Here is a 15,196-nt window from a genome sequence, read left to right as displayed (position 1 = left end):
TATGGAATTTTCATCTAAATTATTAGAAAAAGCAGTAAACGAAATGGCCCAATTACCAGGTATTGGTAAGAGAACTGCCTTGCGATTGGTTTTACATTTGCTAAAACAACCCAAAGAAAGAACAGATTTTTTAGCACAATCGTTGCTTACTATGCGTGAGGAAATTAGGTTTTGTAAAAACTGTCATAATATTTCCGATTTAGAAGTTTGTGAGATATGCTCCAATCATAATAGAAACCATCAAATTGTTTGTGTGGTAGAAGATGTTCGTGATGTCATGGCAATAGAAAATACAGGGCAATTTCGAGGAATTTATCATGTTTTAGGAGGGAAAATTTCTCCTATTGATGGTGTTGGTCCAAGTCAGTTAAATATCACATCATTGGTAGAAAAGGTAAAATCAGGAAGTGTTCGTGAGATTATTTTTGCATTAAGCTCCACAATGGAAGGTGATACAACCAATTTTTACATTTATAAACAAATAAAAGATTGTGAGATAATTACCTCGTCTATTGCCAGGGGGATTTCGGTAGGAGATGAGCTAGAATACGCCGATGAAGTGACGCTTGGTAGGAGTATTCTGAACAGAATTCCTTTCGAAAATTCTTTTAAAAATAATTAATTGAATTAAAAAGTATATAGGGTTTTATTTTATCAAATGAAAAACTATATTTGTTTCAAAAATTATGTTTAAAAATGAATAAAATATATAGATTTTGTGCTTTTGCAGTTCTTTTTTTGTTTGCTTCTTGCATACCAAATAAAGATTTGCTTTACCTTCAAAATAAAAATAACTCAGATCAAGAGTCAGCGATAACACCAGTAGTTTTGAAACCTTATCGAGCCCAAGTAAATGATGTTCTAAGTATTAGAATAAAAGCATTAGATCAGAAACTTGTAGAGATGTTTAATGCGGCTATTGTTCCTGGAACACAAGTGAATACTACAGATTCGCTTTATTTTGATGGGTTTTCTGTAAATGATCACGGAGATATTCGCGTACCCGTTTTAGGAATTGTAAATGTAATTGGACTAACATTAGACGAAATTAGATTAAAAATAGAAAAGCAGTTGCTAGAAGAATATTTTAATAAATCAGCAGATATTTTTGTAACAGTAAAGTTAGCAGGTATGCGTTATACTGTAAATGGAGAGATTGTTAATCCAGGAACAAAGGTGCTTTTTCAAGATAAAGTTACTATTCTTGAAGCAATTGCAAATTGTGGAGATATTACAATTACAGGAAATAGAAAAGATGTTATGGTAGTTAGACAATATCCTCACGGAACCGAAATGCATACTATAGATTTAACGAGTAGTGAAGCATTAAAATCACCATATTATTACATACAGCCAAATGATTTTATTTATATAAAACCACTTAAACAAAAATCATGGGGAACAGGGACTAATGGTTTACAGTCGTTTACGACAATATTGTCATCTGTTTCATTGCTACTAACGATATTTTTATTGTTAAAAAAATAACTTACAATAATGCTTGATACTAAAGATTTTTCATTTTTTGAGACTCAAAATAATTTCGATTTCAAGGCTTTTTTTACAAAAATACTTGGACATTGGAGCTGGTTTTTAATAAGTTTAATTATAGCTTTTACGATTGCGTATCAGATAAATGTAAGAAAACAAAAAATATACGGAGTCTCTACAACAATCGCTTATAAGGAAGAGAATAATCCTTTTTTTACAGCAAATACAAGTTTAGTTTTTAATTGGGGAGGCACATCAGATCAGGTTCAAACACTCATGACAACTATAAAGTCTCGTTCACATAACGAAATGGTTGTTAGAAATTTAAATTATTATGTTGAGTATTTACGACAAGGAAAATACAATCTCGAAGATGCTTACGGAGAGGTTCCTTTTTATGTTAATATCGATAAAAATCTTCCACAATTAACAGAACAGTTAATTAATATAAAATTTATCACCCCAAACGAATACGAGATTTCAATAAAATTTGAAGAATCTAGTGTTGCATTATTAAATTATACTACAGAAGTCGCTAGTAAAACAAATGTTCCTGTTGGGGAATTTAAAAAAAGATATAAAATAGGAGAACAAGTTTCATTGCCTTTTTTGCATTGGAAGCTTGAATTAACAAATAATCCAGGAATATACGAAGGTTCTAGCCATTTAGTAAGATTTGCTAATTTTAATCAAACGGTTAAAGACTTTATGGGTATTGAAATAGAAACAGATGCCAAAGGAGGTGCGATTTTGATTCTTAATTTGCAAGGTACAAATAAGGCTAGGATGGTCGACTATCTTAATGGAACAATAAAAACTCTGATTAATAGACAATTGAGAGATAAAAATCAATTTGCAACGAATACAATTCGGTTTATTGATAGTACTTTAGTGTCTATGGAAGGTCAACTGAAAAATACTGAAGATGAATTGAAAAATTTCAGTAAGGACAAAAATATTTTTGAAGTTGAAATGGGTGGGGCAAAAATTACTGAAAAAGTAAGTGATCTTGATCTTGAAAAAGATTTAATAGAAAGGAAAATTGCTTATTACAATACTCTAAAAGCATATCTAATAAATAGTGTAGATTATTCTAAACTTCCAGCACCGTCAGTTGCAGGTATTGAAGATCCTAATATTGTATTGAATGTATCTAAATTAACAACTTTGTCCGCAGAGCGCTCAGAGATGTCTTACGCAGTTAAAAATGACAAGAAATTTAAAGATTTTGATAGTCAGATGGACGCTTTGAGAAATGTTTTGTTAGAAAACATTTCTTCTGCAAAAGGAGCAATACAATATGATTTAAATACGGTTAATAAAAAAATTGCTCTTGCTGAAAATTCTATAAGAAAACTACCAGAACAACAACAAGAACTAGTGAAAATTAATAGAAAATACGATTTAAACAAAAACGTTTATAATTCATTTCTCGAAAAAAGAAGTGAAGCAGATATTGTTAGAGCAGCAAATTTATCGGACATACAATTTATAGATCCTGCAAAAGATACAGGAGGAGGTTTATTAGGCCCAAAAACTAATATAAATTATATTTTGGCATTGTTTTTAGGACTTCTAATTCCGCTTATTATGGTTTTTAGTGTCACTATTCTTGATAGCACAATTAAAAATACCGATGATATAACTAAAATGACTAAAATTCCTATTTTAGGAGTTGTAGGAAAGAAAACATCAAAAAATAATTTAGCAGTTTTTGAAAAGCCAAAATCAGCATTAGCAGAAAGTTTTAGAGCAGTTAGATCATCATTACAGTTTTTGTACAAAAAACAACAAGCTGGCGCAAAAACATTAATGCTAACTTCATCTATTAGTGGAGAAGGAAAAACATTTTGTTCTATAAATATAGCTACCATTTTTGCATTAAGCGAAAAGAAAACAGTCATTGTAGGATTAGATTTAAGAAAGCCTAAGATTTTTCAAGATTTTCATGTAGAAAATACTGTTGGAGTAGTAAACTATTTAATTGGACAAAAGACTTTAGAAGAGATTACTTATAAAACGCTTGTCCCTTTTCTGGATTTTATTCCTTCTGGACCTGTTCCTCCTAATCCTGGAGAATTAATACAAGGAGAAAGTATGAAGGAAATGATAGATGAGTTAAAGTTAAAATATGATTATATTATTTTAGATACACCTCCAGTAGGTTTAGTTTCTGATGCAATGGAGCTTACGCCTTATTGTGATGCAACATTGTATGTTGTTAGGCAAAATGTAACAAGAAAAGAAATGTTGAGTTTAGTAAATAACAAACACAAAAGAGGAGAATTAAGTAATATTAGTATTGTTTTTAACGGTTTTGAGAACAAAGCAAAATACGGTTATAACTACGGTTACGGTTATGGTTATGGTTACGGAAATTATTCTAATGGTTATCATGAAGTTGAAAAATCGACTAATTTTATTGCCAGATTATTAAAAAAAATATTTAATAGATAACTAATGCAATCACCAAAGTTTAAAATACTTATTACTGGGGGAGCTGGATTCATTGGTTCTAATTTATCTGAATATTTTTTAGATAAAGGACACGAAGTAATATGTCTTGACAATTTTGCAACGGGTCATCGTTATAATATAGAGCATTTATTAAATAATATTAATTATACATTAATTGAAGGAGATATTCGTGATTTTTCAGATTGTCAAAAAGCTGTAAAAGGAGTGGATTATGTTTTGCATCAAGCAGCATTAGGTTCAGTACCAAGATCTATCATTGACCCAATTACTACAAATGATGTTAATGTTTCGGGTTTTTTAAACGTGTTATCAGCAGCAAAACAAGCTAATGTAAAACGATTTATATTTGCTGCAAGTTCATCGACTTATGGAGATTCTGAATCATTACCTAAAATAGAAGAAATTATAGGAAAACCACTTTCTCCTTATGCAATAACTAAGTACGTAAACGAATTGTATGCTGATATTTTTAGCAAAACATACGGAATAGAAACCATTGGACTAAGATACTTTAACGTCTTTGGAAGAAAACAAGATCCTGAAGGCGCTTATGCAGCAGTAATTCCAAAATTTGTTATGCAGTTCATGAAACATGAAAGTCCAATAATAAATGGAGATGGAAATTACTCTCGGGATTTTACATATATTGACAATGTGATTCAAATGAATGAATTAGCTATGTTAACTCAAGATTCTAGAGCCATAAATACAGTGTTTAATACTGCTTTTGGAGATAGAACAACTTTAAACGATTTGATAAAAAAACTACAATTCGAATTGTCCCAATTTGATCCAAAAATTGCAGAGGTAGAAATTGTTTATGGACCAAATCGTGTTGGAGATATTCCGCATTCTCTCGCAAGTATAGATAAAGCGAAAAAATTCTTAGGTTATGATCCTAAATTCTCTATGCAAGAAGGTTTGAAAGAATCTGTAAAATGGTATTGGGAAAATTTGAAATAATTGGCAGATTAAATAAAATGAAAATAGCAGTAATAGGATTAGGATATGTAGGTTTGCCATTAGCAAGATTATTTGCTACAAAATACAATGTAGTAGGTTTTGATATTAATCAGAAACGAGTAATGGAACTTAATTCAGGTTTAGATGTTACTTTAGAAATTAGTAAAGATTTACTTCAGTCTGTCTTAAAAACAAATAATACAATCAAAAATGGTTTGTTTTGTTCAACCAATATTGATGATATAAAAGATTGTAATTACTATATAGTTACAGTTCCAACTCCGGTAGATAAGAATAATAAGCCAGACTTAACACCACTTTATAAGTCGAGTGAAACAGTGGCGAAAGTTCTAAAGAAAGGAGATATTGTTATTTACGAATCTACTGTTTATCCAGGCGTTACAGAAGAAGAATGTGTTCCTGTTTTAGAAAAAATAAGTGGATTGAAATTTAATATAGATTTTTTTGCAGGCTACTCACCAGAACGAATTAATCCTGGGGATAAAGAGCATACTGTCGAAAAAATTCTCAAAGTTACTTCAGGATCAACACCAGAAATTGGAATAAAAGTAAACGAGCTATATAAATCTGTAATAACAGCAGGAACACATTTGGCACCCACAATTAGAGTTGCTGAAGCAGCTAAAGTAATAGAAAACTCTCAAAGAGATATTAATATTGCTTTTGTAAATGAATTAGCTAAAATATTTAATGTTCTAGGAATAGATACACAAGATGTCTTAGAAGCTGCAGGTACAAAATGGAATTTCTTACCATTCAAACCAGGATTAGTAGGAGGACATTGTATAGGGGTTGATCCCTATTATTTAGCTCAAAAAGCCCAAGAAATGGGTTATCATCCAGAAATTATTTTGGCAGGAAGACGCCTTAATGATAGTATGGGAGAGTATGTTGCATCGCAAGTGGTAAAATTAATGAGTAAAAAAGGAATTACTATAAATAATGCCGAATTACTAATGTTAGGAATTGCTTTCAAAGAAAATTGCCCTGATGTAAGAAACACAAAAATTGTCGATGTAATTTCATCATTAAAAGAATATGGAATTAATGTAACAATATACGATCCTTGGGTAAATCCAGCTGAGGTTTTGCATGAGTATGAGTTACAAACTACAAGAGAGTTACCATCAATTAAGTTTGATGCAATCGTTTTAGGAGTAGCACACAAAGAGTTTTTAACAGCAAATTTAAAATCTCTACAAAAAGAAACTTCAATATTATATGATGTTAAAGGTGTTTTAGGCAATCATGTCGACGGAAAACTTTAATTTTGTAAACTTTAGAATAATATAGTAAATGAAAATAAAATCAATTTGTTGTATAGGAGCAGGATATGTTGGTGGTCCAACTATGGCTGTTATTGCACAAAAATGCCCAGATATAAAAGTTACAATTGTCGATTTAAACGAATCTAGAATTGCCGCTTGGAACGATAGTAACTTAGAGAATTTACCTATTTATGAACCAGGATTAGCAGATGTTATAACAGATGCACGGGGAAGAAATTTATTTTTTTCGACTGATGTTGATAAAGCAATCGATGAGGCTCAAATGATTTTTATTTCGGTAAATACACCTACTAAAAACTATGGAGTAGGAAAAGGAATGGCGGCCGATTTAAAATATATTGAACTTTGTGCACGTCAAATTGCGCGAGTATCTAAACATGATAAAATCGTTGTCGAAAAATCAACTTTACCAGTTCGCACCGCCGAAGCCATAAAAAATATATTAGATAATACAGGAAATGGAGTACAATTTCAAATTTTGTCTAATCCAGAATTTTTAGCCGAAGGGACAGCTGTCCAAGATTTGCATAATCCTGATAGAGTACTTATAGGTGGAGAAAATGAAGAAGCAATAAGTGCTTTGTTTGATATTTATTCTAATTGGGTTCCAAAAGAAAAAATATTAACTACAAATGTATGGTCATCAGAATTATCAAAACTAACAGCTAATGCTTTTTTAGCACAAAGAGTATCATCAATAAATTCAATTTCTGAATTGTGTGAAAAAACTGGTGCCGATGTTTCGGAAGTGGCAAAAGCAATTGGAATGGATGCCAGAATTGGGTCAAAATTCCTCAAAGCTTCAGTAGGTTTTGGAGGTTCTTGTTTTCAAAAAGATATTCTTAATCTAGTTTATATAGCAAAATCTTACGGTTTACATGAAGTTGCAGATTATTGGGAACAAGTAATCATTATGAATGACCACCAGAAAAATCGCTTTTCTCAGAATATTATAAAGACATTATATAATACCGTTTCAGGAAAAAAAATTGCGCTTTTGGGTTGGGCTTTCAAAAAAGATACTAACGATACAAGAGAATCAGCAGCAATAAATATTGCTCAAAATTTAATTAGTGAACAAGCTAACATTGCCGTTTACGATCCTAAAGTTTCCGAAAAACAAATTAAATTAGATCTATTAGATTTAGATGAGAAACAAATGGACCTAATAAATGTAAGCCAAGATCCATACGAAGCTTGTTCTAATTCTCACGCAATTGCTATCCTCACAGAATGGGACGAATTTAATACTTACGATTGGAAAAAAATATATAATAATATGTTAAAACCTGCGTTTGTCTTCGACGGAAGAAATCTTCTAGATAAAAAACAGATGATAGAAATAGGATTTACTTATATTGCAGTAGGAAGTTCAAATTTATAAAAGAAAATGAAAAATATATTAATTACAGGAGGAGCTGGATTTATAGGTTCACACGTTGTTAGACGCTTTGTACAAAACTATCCAAATTATCATATATATAATTTAGATGCATTAACTTATGCGGGAAATCTAGAGAATATAAAAGATATAGAAAACGAATCAAATTATACTTTTGTAAAAGGAGATATTGTAGATGAAACCTTTATAAATGATTTGTTTGCAAAATATAATTTTGAAGGAGTGTTGCATCTTGCAGCCGAATCTCATGTAGATCGATCTATCGAAGATCCGTTGTCATTTGTAAAAACAAATGTGATTGGTACTATGAATTTGCTAAATGCAGCCAAAAATCTTTGGAAAGGAAAGATGGGAGGTAAGCGTTTTTACCATATTTCAACAGATGAAGTATATGGTTCGCTTGGTGCAGAAGGTTTATTTACCGAAACTACCTCGTATGACCCAAATTCGCCTTATTCAGCATCAAAAGCAAGTTCGGATCATTTTGTACGAGCTTATGGTGAAACGTATGGTTTACCTTATGTTTTAACAAATTGCTCTAATAATTACGGACCCTATCATTTTCCGGAAAAACTGATACCATTATTCATTAATAATATCATTAACAACAAACCATTGCCAGTATATGGTGACGGAAATTATACCCGTGATTGGTTGTTTGTAAAAGATCATGCCATTGCAATAGATTTAGTTTTTCACGAAGGGAAAAACCATGAAACGTATAATATTGGCGGTTTCAACGAATGGAAAAATATCGATTTAGTGAAGTTACTTTGTAAAGTGATGGATGAAAAACTTGGTAGAAATATAGGAGAATCAGCTAATTTGATTACGTACGTAAAAGACCGTCCAGGCCATGATTTACGTTATGCCATCGATGCTTCTAAGATAAACAAAGAACTAGGGTGGAAACCAACTGTAACTTTTGAAGAAGGGTTGGAACAAACCATCGATTGGTATTTAAGTAATACCGATTGGTTGAATAATGTAACATCTGGAGAATACGCAAAGTATTACGAAAAACAATATAATTAGTTTTATGGTTTAAGTTTTATGCAATATGCACTTTTACATTTGTTAAAATCTTAAGCCTTAAAATTCAAACCTTTAAAATTATGAAAGGAATAATATTAGCAGGAGGATCAGGAACTCGTTTGCACCCATTAACTCAAGTGGTATCCAAACAATTGTTGCCAATATATGATAAGCCCATGATTTATTATCCGCTATCAGTATTAATGTTAGCAGGAATAAAAGAAATTTTAATCATTTCTACACCACAAGATTTACCTAATTTCAAACGGTTGTTTGGTGATGGAAGTCAAATTGGATTAAAATTGAGTTATGTAGAGCAGCCATCACCAGATGGATTAGCACAAGCCTTTATTCTAGGAAAAGATTTCATTGGTAATGACGATGTTTGTCTTGTGCTTGGAGATAATATTTTTTATGGAGCTGGTTTGCAAACTTTATTGAACAATGCTGTAAGTATCGTAACAGAGAAAAAAGAAGCTACCGTTTTTGGTTATTATGTAGATGATCCAGAACGTTATGGTGTAGCTGAATTTGACGAAAACGGAAAAGTTTTAAGTATTGAAGAAAAACCTTCAGAACCTAAATCTAATTTTGCAGTAATTGGTTTGTATTTTTACCCAAATTCAGTTGTAAATATTGCTAAAAACGTAAAACCATCTCATCGAGGAGAATTAGAAATCACGACTGTAAATCAGGTGTATTTAGAGGATAAGAAACTGAATCTACAACTCATGGGTAGAGGATTTGCTTGGTTAGATACTGGAACACACGAATCACTTACAGAAGCGACGGAATTCGTTAAAGCTGTCGAAAAAAGAACAGGTCTTAAAATTGCTTGTATAGAAGAAGTAGCATACAGAAAAGGTTTTATAAATAAAGAACAATTTGCAGCAACTGCTACCAATTTAGGAAAAAGTAGTTATGCAGATTATTTGAGAAAAATAGCAAAATAAAAAGAAGGGCAAAATGTTTAAAGATAAAGTGCTTTTAATTACTGGTGGTACAGGTTCATTTGGGAATGCAGTTTTACAACGGTTTCTTAATAGCGAACATTTTAAAGAAATCAGAATTTTTTCTCGCGATGAGAAGAAACAAGATGATATGCGTAATCAATTAAAAAATGATAAACTAAAATTTTATATTGGTGATGTAAGAGATTATAAAAGCATTGAAACTGCTATGCGTGGTGTCGATTATGTATTTCATGCTGCTGCATTAAAACAAGTGCCTTCGTGTGAATTTTTCCCTATTGAGGCTACAAAAACCAATGTTTTTGGTACTCAAAATGTTATTGATGCGGCCATTGCAAGTAAAGTAAAAAAAGTAATTTGTTTGAGTACAGATAAAGCAGCATATCCTATTAATGCTATGGGAATATCTAAAGCATTGATGGAAAAAGTCGCCATTGCTGCTTCTAGAAATGTTGTGGAAACTACAGTTTGTTTGACACGTTATGGAAACGTAATGGCTTCTAGAGGTTCTGTTATACCATTATTTTTAAAACAAATTAAAAATAATGAGGCTATTACAATTACAGACCCCAAAATGACTCGCTTCTTAATGTCATTAGAAGAAGCAGTAGAATTAGTGTTATTCGCTTTTCAAAATGGGAATTCAGGAGATCTATTTGTAAATAAAGCTCCTGCGGGAACTATAGGAGATTTAGCTCAAGCATTAAAAGAAATTTGTAAGTCAGATTGTGAAATAAAAATTATTGGAACCAGACATGGTGAAAAACTCTATGAAACATTATGTACTAGAGAAGAAATGGTGAAAGCTGAAGATATGGGTGACTTTTATCGTATCCCAGCTGATAATAGAGATTTAAATTATGCAAAATATTATTCGGAGGGGGAAGAAGATCTATCAGAAATAGAAGACTATAATTCACATAATACTTCGCAACAAGATATTGAAGGGATGAAACGTTTATTAGTTAACTTACCGCTTATTAGGAAAGAAGTTTTTGATGAAGAGGTAATAGAATATCTAGGATAAGTAATTTTATGACTCCTAAAATAATTAATGGAAGTTCAAGCCTAGACGGTAGAGGAATTTTATCTTATAATAACGACTTTGATGCTACTGTAATAAAAAGGTTGTATTTTATTGAAAATATAGATACAGATTTTATACGAGCATGGCAAGGACATAAGGTTGAGCAGAGATGGTTTTCTGTTGCTAAAGGAAGTTTCCAAATAAAATTAATTAAAATAGATAATTGGGATAATCCATCAAAGGATCTAGATATAATCTCTATTGTTATAAGTGATAAAAAATTTGATTTGCTTCATATTTCAAAAGGGTATGTTACTAGTATTCAGTCTTTAGAGAAAGGTTCTAAATTATTAGTAATGTCGGATTATTTATTTGGTGAGATTAATGATGAATATCGTTTTAATGAAGATTATTTTAAGATTTAAAGAGAGAACAAAGACCACCCTAGAAATTAATATTATGATATTAAGTTTTTTGTAGGAAACAATCTAACATACTTATAAATAATGATATTTAATTTAATAGTTATATTTTTCACACTTATATTAGGTAATATATACTCAAAACTTTACGGTAGTTTTGCAAACAGTGATGTTATTAGGAAAAGATATATTCGGATAATTTGTATAATACTTATTCTTCAATCTGGACTTAGGAATGTCGCTGTGGGAGACGATACATACAGTTATTTTGAAACTTTTAAAGAAATATCAAGAACTCCATGGTATCAAATAAAAGGATTAATAATAGATTATTATCAGTATGGTTTGGGTAAAGATCCAGGTTATTTAATTTTTCAAAAACTAGCTCAGTATATAACAACCGATTATCAAGTTTTCTTATTCCTCATTGCAATATTGTTTTTTGCAGCATTAGGTAATTTTATCTATAAAAACACGACTAGATTAGTCGATGTTATGATTGCTTTCGTAATTTATTCAGTATTATTTTATTCATTTTATTCTATAACTGGAATTAGGCAAACATTAGCAACAGTTTTTACCTTATATAGTTATGAGTTTGTTAAGAAGAAAAAAATAATCCCATTTTTATTACTTGTTTTAATAGCTTCAACACTTCATAAGTCAGCTCTTATATTTATTCCTTTTTATTTTGTTTGCAGAATAAAAAAAGAAAAATATATTTTTACGGCAGTACTTTTGTTATTTCCTGTTTTCTTTGTTTTTAAGGATGCTATGGGGAAATACTTAAGTGTACTTAGTGGATATACAGATTATAATCAATTAGAAGGTGCAGGTACATATACTTTTACGGCATTGTTTGTTTTTATTTCTTTGATGGCTATGATTAGAAGAAAATATATAATTAAAAACAATATTAATGCAAAAAATTATTACAATGGTTTTGCAATTGCCTTAGTTTTTTTGCCTTTATCATACATTAATCCTAATGCATTGAGAATTATTATGTACTTTTCTATTTTTATGATATTATTTATTCCAGAAATTATTTATTCACTCAAGTATATATCAAACAAAATGCGGATTGATGTTTCAGTAATTACAATTATATTGTTGATTTCATTATTTATAAAATCTAATTTTAATAGCGAAATGCCTTATGGCTTTTTCTGGGAAGAAATGAGACTAACCAAGCAGTATTACAACAGAGATTAAAAAATAATAACTTATGAATAATAGTAAAACGAATAATAATTATATCTTATCAATTATTATTCCTACTAGAAATAGAGAAAAATATGCATTTAATTGTGTAATGCAAATTTTAGAATCTACTAATGATGATGTTCAAGTAGTGATACAGGATAATAGTGATGCAGATTCTTTGTATGATAAATTTATTGATAGCCCTTTTTTATCAAGGATAAAATATAATTATTCTAGCGAAGTATTATCTTTTGTAGTCAATTTTAGTAATGCAGTATCACAAGCAGACGGAGAATATGTTTGTATGATAGGTGATGACGATGGGATTAATCCAGAAATTGTAAAATTTGTTTATTGGGCAAAAGAAAATAATATAGAAGCAGTTACTCCAGAGATAAGACTAAACTATATATGGCCAGAAACTGGAATTTCTTATTATAAAAAGGATAATGGTAATTTAATGATAATAGATTTTAATTTAAACAATAAGTATTATGACACTAAACAAGAACTAAATAAACTTCTAAGTTCTGGAGGACAAAATTATTTAAGTTATAGCTTAGTGAAAATTTATCATGGTATTGTAAAGAAAAGTGCTATGGAGAAAGTTAAGAATATAACAGGAAAGTATTTTGGGGGTTTATCGCCTGATATTTATAGTTCTGTTGCGCTTTCTTTAGTTATAGATAAAGTTCTTAAAATAAATTATCCATTAACAATTCCTGGAGTTTGTAGCTTAAGTGGTTCTGGACAAGCTTCTACTGGAAGGCATGTTGGAGATTTAAAAGATGCGCCTCAATTGAAAGGTCATATAAATTATCAATGGTCACAATTAGTTCCAAAATTTTATAGTGTAGAAACAATTTGGGCCGATTCTGCTTTAGCAGCATTAAAAGATATGAAACAAGATGATTTGATTTCTAAATTTAGTGTGTCAGCTCTGACAGCTTATTGTAATTATACTTATAAGGAGTACAAGAAAATAATAGATGCTAATTATATTGAGTATAATAAAAAGAGGAATTTTAATTTTTTAAAACAGAAAAAAAACCTTTATGTAGCCTATCTAAATGGTCCCATTAAAGATCTTTTAAAAAGAATTTATTCCAGATTAATAAGAAAAAAAAATGCAGTTGAAAATCACGATGGAGTGTTGGATATAAAAAATGCTCAAGTTGTTTTTGAAGAATTTTTGCAAAGAAAAAATCAATCTATAAACGATGTTATTTTAAAATTAGATGCTGTCTAATTTAGTTTTTATGATTTGTAAGTAAAATAATTTTGTGATTATATAATGAATATTTTAAATGAGTAATAAAAAAACGGGTGTTGTATTAGGTTATCTTGCCATGCTGGTAAATAATACATTTTCTTTTTTTCTAACACCACTCATGTTACTTGTTTTTGGTACAAGTGAATTTGGAGTTTATAAATTAGTGCTGTCAATTACATCTTATTTTGCTTTAGCAGACCTAGGACTTAGTAATGCGGTGATTCGTTATATCTCTGAATATAGGGCTAATAATGATAAAGAATCCGAATCAAAATTCGTTGGTTTAGTTGGCGTTATCGATTTGATAATTGGAGCTTTTTTGTTGTTTTTAGGGTTTTTATTCTATTGTTTCATTCCCCAAATTTTCAAAAACTCATTTAATGTAGATGAAGTATGCTTACTAAAAAAGCTATTCTTCCTGATAGTTATCACAGGTATTTTCACATTATTTCTAAACCTTGCCACAGCACTACTAAAAGCATATGAAAAATTTCCATTGCTTAATGTAATAAATATCATTAAGACATTTGTAAGAACAGGTTTAATAGCTATACTTTTATTGTCAAATTTCAAATCATTTGAAATTGTATTTGTTGATGCAATTCTAATTTCAATAGTTTTTGCTTATACAAGTTATTATTGTTTAAAAAATCTTAATATAACCATTAGATTTAAAAATTTTGATGTCAATTATTCTAAAAAAATTCTTTCTTACTCATTAATTGTATTTGTCGATGCGGTAGCATTTCACTTTCTAATGGCAGCCGATAGTTTTGTCATTGGTATCTATATATCGAGTAAAGCTATTGCCATATATTCAATAGGAACACTTTTATCTTCATTGTTTTTTTCTTTTTCAATAATAATTTCAGATGTTTTAATGCCTGATGTGGTGGGAAAAGTAACGCAAGGAGCTAGCGATTCAGAACTTACAGATTATGCCATAAAAATTGGAAGGATAAAAAGTATTCTACTAGCATTACCTATTATTGGATTCGTTTTTTTTGGAAAACAGTTCATTCATTTATGGGTTGGAGATGATTTTTCAATTGCTTACTATATAGCATTATTGGTTCTAATTCCTCAAATGATTTCAGCTCTAATGGATGTGCCATTATATATAATGTGGGCAAAAAATAAGCACAAGATTAAGTCATTTGTATCATTGGGAATAAGTATTATTAATATAGGTTTAACAATTTTTTTAGTAAAAAAAATAGGTATAATTGGCGCAGCTATAAGTACTTGTTTTGCCTATGTATCTGTTTATTTAATCTTCAATACAATTTTTTATCACAAAGTTTTAAAACTGGATATGATAAGATTCGTAGAAGAAATTTTCAGTAAGTTATGGATTGGACTATTTTTTGCATGTGTAGGTGCGTATGCTATTTCTTTATTCGGCAGCTGTAATTGGTTTGTTCTAATTTTTCAATTTATTCTTGTCTCCATTATTTACATAATATCTATTTGGTTTTTTGGAATGAATGATTCAGAAAAGCAACTGATTTTACTTCCGTTAAACAAGTTAAGATCTAAATTTAAAAAATAAATACTCTATTGCAATAAGAGTACTTTGAATAGGAATTAATATTTTTGAAGTCATTAGGAAATCGTT

The 15,196-nt window shown here is 30.0% G+C and carries 13 protein-coding genes; all 13 read left to right on the top strand.

Annotation, left to right across the window (positions count from 1 at the left end; genetic code table 11):
- Nucleotide 1: 1 nt before the first annotated feature.
- The 13 genes from recR to ACKVOV_RS00250 all read left to right on the top strand — a co-directional run bounded on the left by recR (nucleotide 2) and on the right by ACKVOV_RS00250 (nucleotide 15,130).
- Nucleotides 2–622, top strand: coding sequence for a recombination mediator RecR (gene recR, locus ACKVOV_RS00310; protein WP_409204796.1), 621 nt, complete (start codon nucleotides 2–4; stop codon nucleotides 620–622).
- Nucleotides 623–696: 74 nt separating this feature from the next.
- Nucleotides 697–1,488, top strand: a complete 792-nt coding sequence (locus tag ACKVOV_RS00305; RefSeq protein WP_409204795.1) for a polysaccharide biosynthesis/export family protein — start codon at nucleotides 697–699, stop codon at nucleotides 1,486–1,488.
- 9 nt (nucleotides 1,489–1,497) lie between these two features.
- The gene (locus ACKVOV_RS00300) at nucleotides 1,498–3,948 is read left to right on the top strand and encodes a polysaccharide biosynthesis tyrosine autokinase (RefSeq protein ID WP_409204794.1); all 2,451 of its coding nucleotides are present in this window, start codon (nucleotides 1,498–1,500) and stop codon (nucleotides 3,946–3,948) included.
- Nucleotides 3,949–3,951: 3 nt separating this feature from the next.
- Nucleotides 3,952–4,932, top strand: a complete 981-nt coding sequence (locus ACKVOV_RS00295) for an SDR family oxidoreductase (RefSeq protein ID WP_409204793.1) — start codon at nucleotides 3,952–3,954, stop codon at nucleotides 4,930–4,932.
- A gap of 17 nt (nucleotides 4,933–4,949) precedes the next feature.
- Entirely contained in the window at nucleotides 4,950–6,221 is a 1,272-nt protein-coding gene (locus ACKVOV_RS00290; RefSeq protein WP_409204792.1) for a nucleotide sugar dehydrogenase, read from the top strand.
- Nucleotides 6,222–6,249: 28 nt separating this feature from the next.
- On the top strand, nucleotides 6,250–7,626 hold the full coding sequence (locus ACKVOV_RS00285) for a UDP-glucose 6-dehydrogenase (RefSeq protein ID WP_409204791.1): 1,377 nt from the start codon (nucleotides 6,250–6,252) through the stop codon (nucleotides 7,624–7,626).
- Nucleotides 7,627–7,632: 6 nt separating this feature from the next.
- On the top strand, nucleotides 7,633–8,679 hold the full coding sequence (gene rfbB / locus ACKVOV_RS00280) for a dTDP-glucose 4,6-dehydratase (protein ID WP_409204790.1): 1,047 nt from the start codon (nucleotides 7,633–7,635) through the stop codon (nucleotides 8,677–8,679).
- 80 nt (nucleotides 8,680–8,759) lie between these two features.
- Nucleotides 8,760–9,632: a glucose-1-phosphate thymidylyltransferase RfbA gene (gene rfbA, locus ACKVOV_RS00275; protein WP_409204789.1), complete on the top strand. Its 873-nt coding sequence runs from the start codon at nucleotides 8,760–8,762 to the stop codon at nucleotides 9,630–9,632.
- A gap of 13 nt (nucleotides 9,633–9,645) precedes the next feature.
- The gene (locus ACKVOV_RS00270; RefSeq protein WP_409204788.1) at nucleotides 9,646–10,677 is read left to right on the top strand and encodes a polysaccharide biosynthesis protein; all 1,032 of its coding nucleotides are present in this window, start codon (nucleotides 9,646–9,648) and stop codon (nucleotides 10,675–10,677) included.
- 8 nt (nucleotides 10,678–10,685) lie between these two features.
- Nucleotides 10,686–11,102 (top strand): sugar epimerase, encoded by a 417-nt coding sequence (locus ACKVOV_RS00265; protein WP_409204787.1) that lies wholly within the window; start codon nucleotides 10,686–10,688, stop codon nucleotides 11,100–11,102.
- Nucleotides 11,103–11,183: 81 nt separating this feature from the next.
- Nucleotides 11,184–12,314: an EpsG family protein gene (locus ACKVOV_RS00260; protein WP_409204786.1), complete on the top strand. Its 1,131-nt coding sequence runs from the start codon at nucleotides 11,184–11,186 to the stop codon at nucleotides 12,312–12,314.
- A 13-nt stretch (nucleotides 12,315–12,327) separates the two neighbouring features.
- Entirely contained in the window at nucleotides 12,328–13,554 is a 1,227-nt protein-coding gene (locus ACKVOV_RS00255; protein WP_409204785.1) for a glycosyltransferase family 2 protein, read from the top strand.
- Nucleotides 13,555–13,612: 58 nt separating this feature from the next.
- Entirely contained in the window at nucleotides 13,613–15,130 is a 1,518-nt protein-coding gene (locus tag ACKVOV_RS00250) for a lipopolysaccharide biosynthesis protein (protein ID WP_409204784.1), read from the top strand.
- Nucleotides 15,131–15,196 lie beyond the last annotated feature (66 nt).

The sequence above is a fragment of the Flavobacterium sp. genome, from assembly GCF_046153165.1.
Classification (GTDB): domain Bacteria; phylum Bacteroidota; class Bacteroidia; order Flavobacteriales; family Flavobacteriaceae; genus Flavobacterium.
Note: the sequence above shows the minus strand (reverse complement) of the source record. Positions and strands in the feature narration are given on the sequence as shown.

Coding starts and splice junctions, on each gene's coding strand:
- recR (WP_409204796.1), top strand. CDS start 2: ATGGAATTTTCATCTAAATTATTAGAAAAAGCAGTAAACGAAATGGCC.
- ACKVOV_RS00305 (WP_409204795.1), top strand. CDS start 697: ATGAATAAAATATATAGATTTTGTGCTTTTGCAGTTCTTTTTTTGTTT.
- ACKVOV_RS00300 (WP_409204794.1), top strand. CDS start 1,498: ATGCTTGATACTAAAGATTTTTCATTTTTTGAGACTCAAAATAATTTC.
- ACKVOV_RS00295 (WP_409204793.1), top strand. CDS start 3,952: ATGCAATCACCAAAGTTTAAAATACTTATTACTGGGGGAGCTGGATTC.
- ACKVOV_RS00290 (WP_409204792.1), top strand. CDS start 4,950: ATGAAAATAGCAGTAATAGGATTAGGATATGTAGGTTTGCCATTAGCA.
- ACKVOV_RS00285 (WP_409204791.1), top strand. CDS start 6,250: ATGAAAATAAAATCAATTTGTTGTATAGGAGCAGGATATGTTGGTGGT.
- rfbB (WP_409204790.1), top strand. CDS start 7,633: ATGAAAAATATATTAATTACAGGAGGAGCTGGATTTATAGGTTCACAC.
- rfbA (WP_409204789.1), top strand. CDS start 8,760: ATGAAAGGAATAATATTAGCAGGAGGATCAGGAACTCGTTTGCACCCA.
- ACKVOV_RS00270 (WP_409204788.1), top strand. CDS start 9,646: ATGTTTAAAGATAAAGTGCTTTTAATTACTGGTGGTACAGGTTCATTT.
- ACKVOV_RS00265 (WP_409204787.1), top strand. CDS start 10,686: ATGACTCCTAAAATAATTAATGGAAGTTCAAGCCTAGACGGTAGAGGA.
- ACKVOV_RS00260 (WP_409204786.1), top strand. CDS start 11,184: ATGATATTTAATTTAATAGTTATATTTTTCACACTTATATTAGGTAAT.
- ACKVOV_RS00255 (WP_409204785.1), top strand. CDS start 12,328: ATGAATAATAGTAAAACGAATAATAATTATATCTTATCAATTATTATT.
- ACKVOV_RS00250 (WP_409204784.1), top strand. CDS start 13,613: ATGAGTAATAAAAAAACGGGTGTTGTATTAGGTTATCTTGCCATGCTG.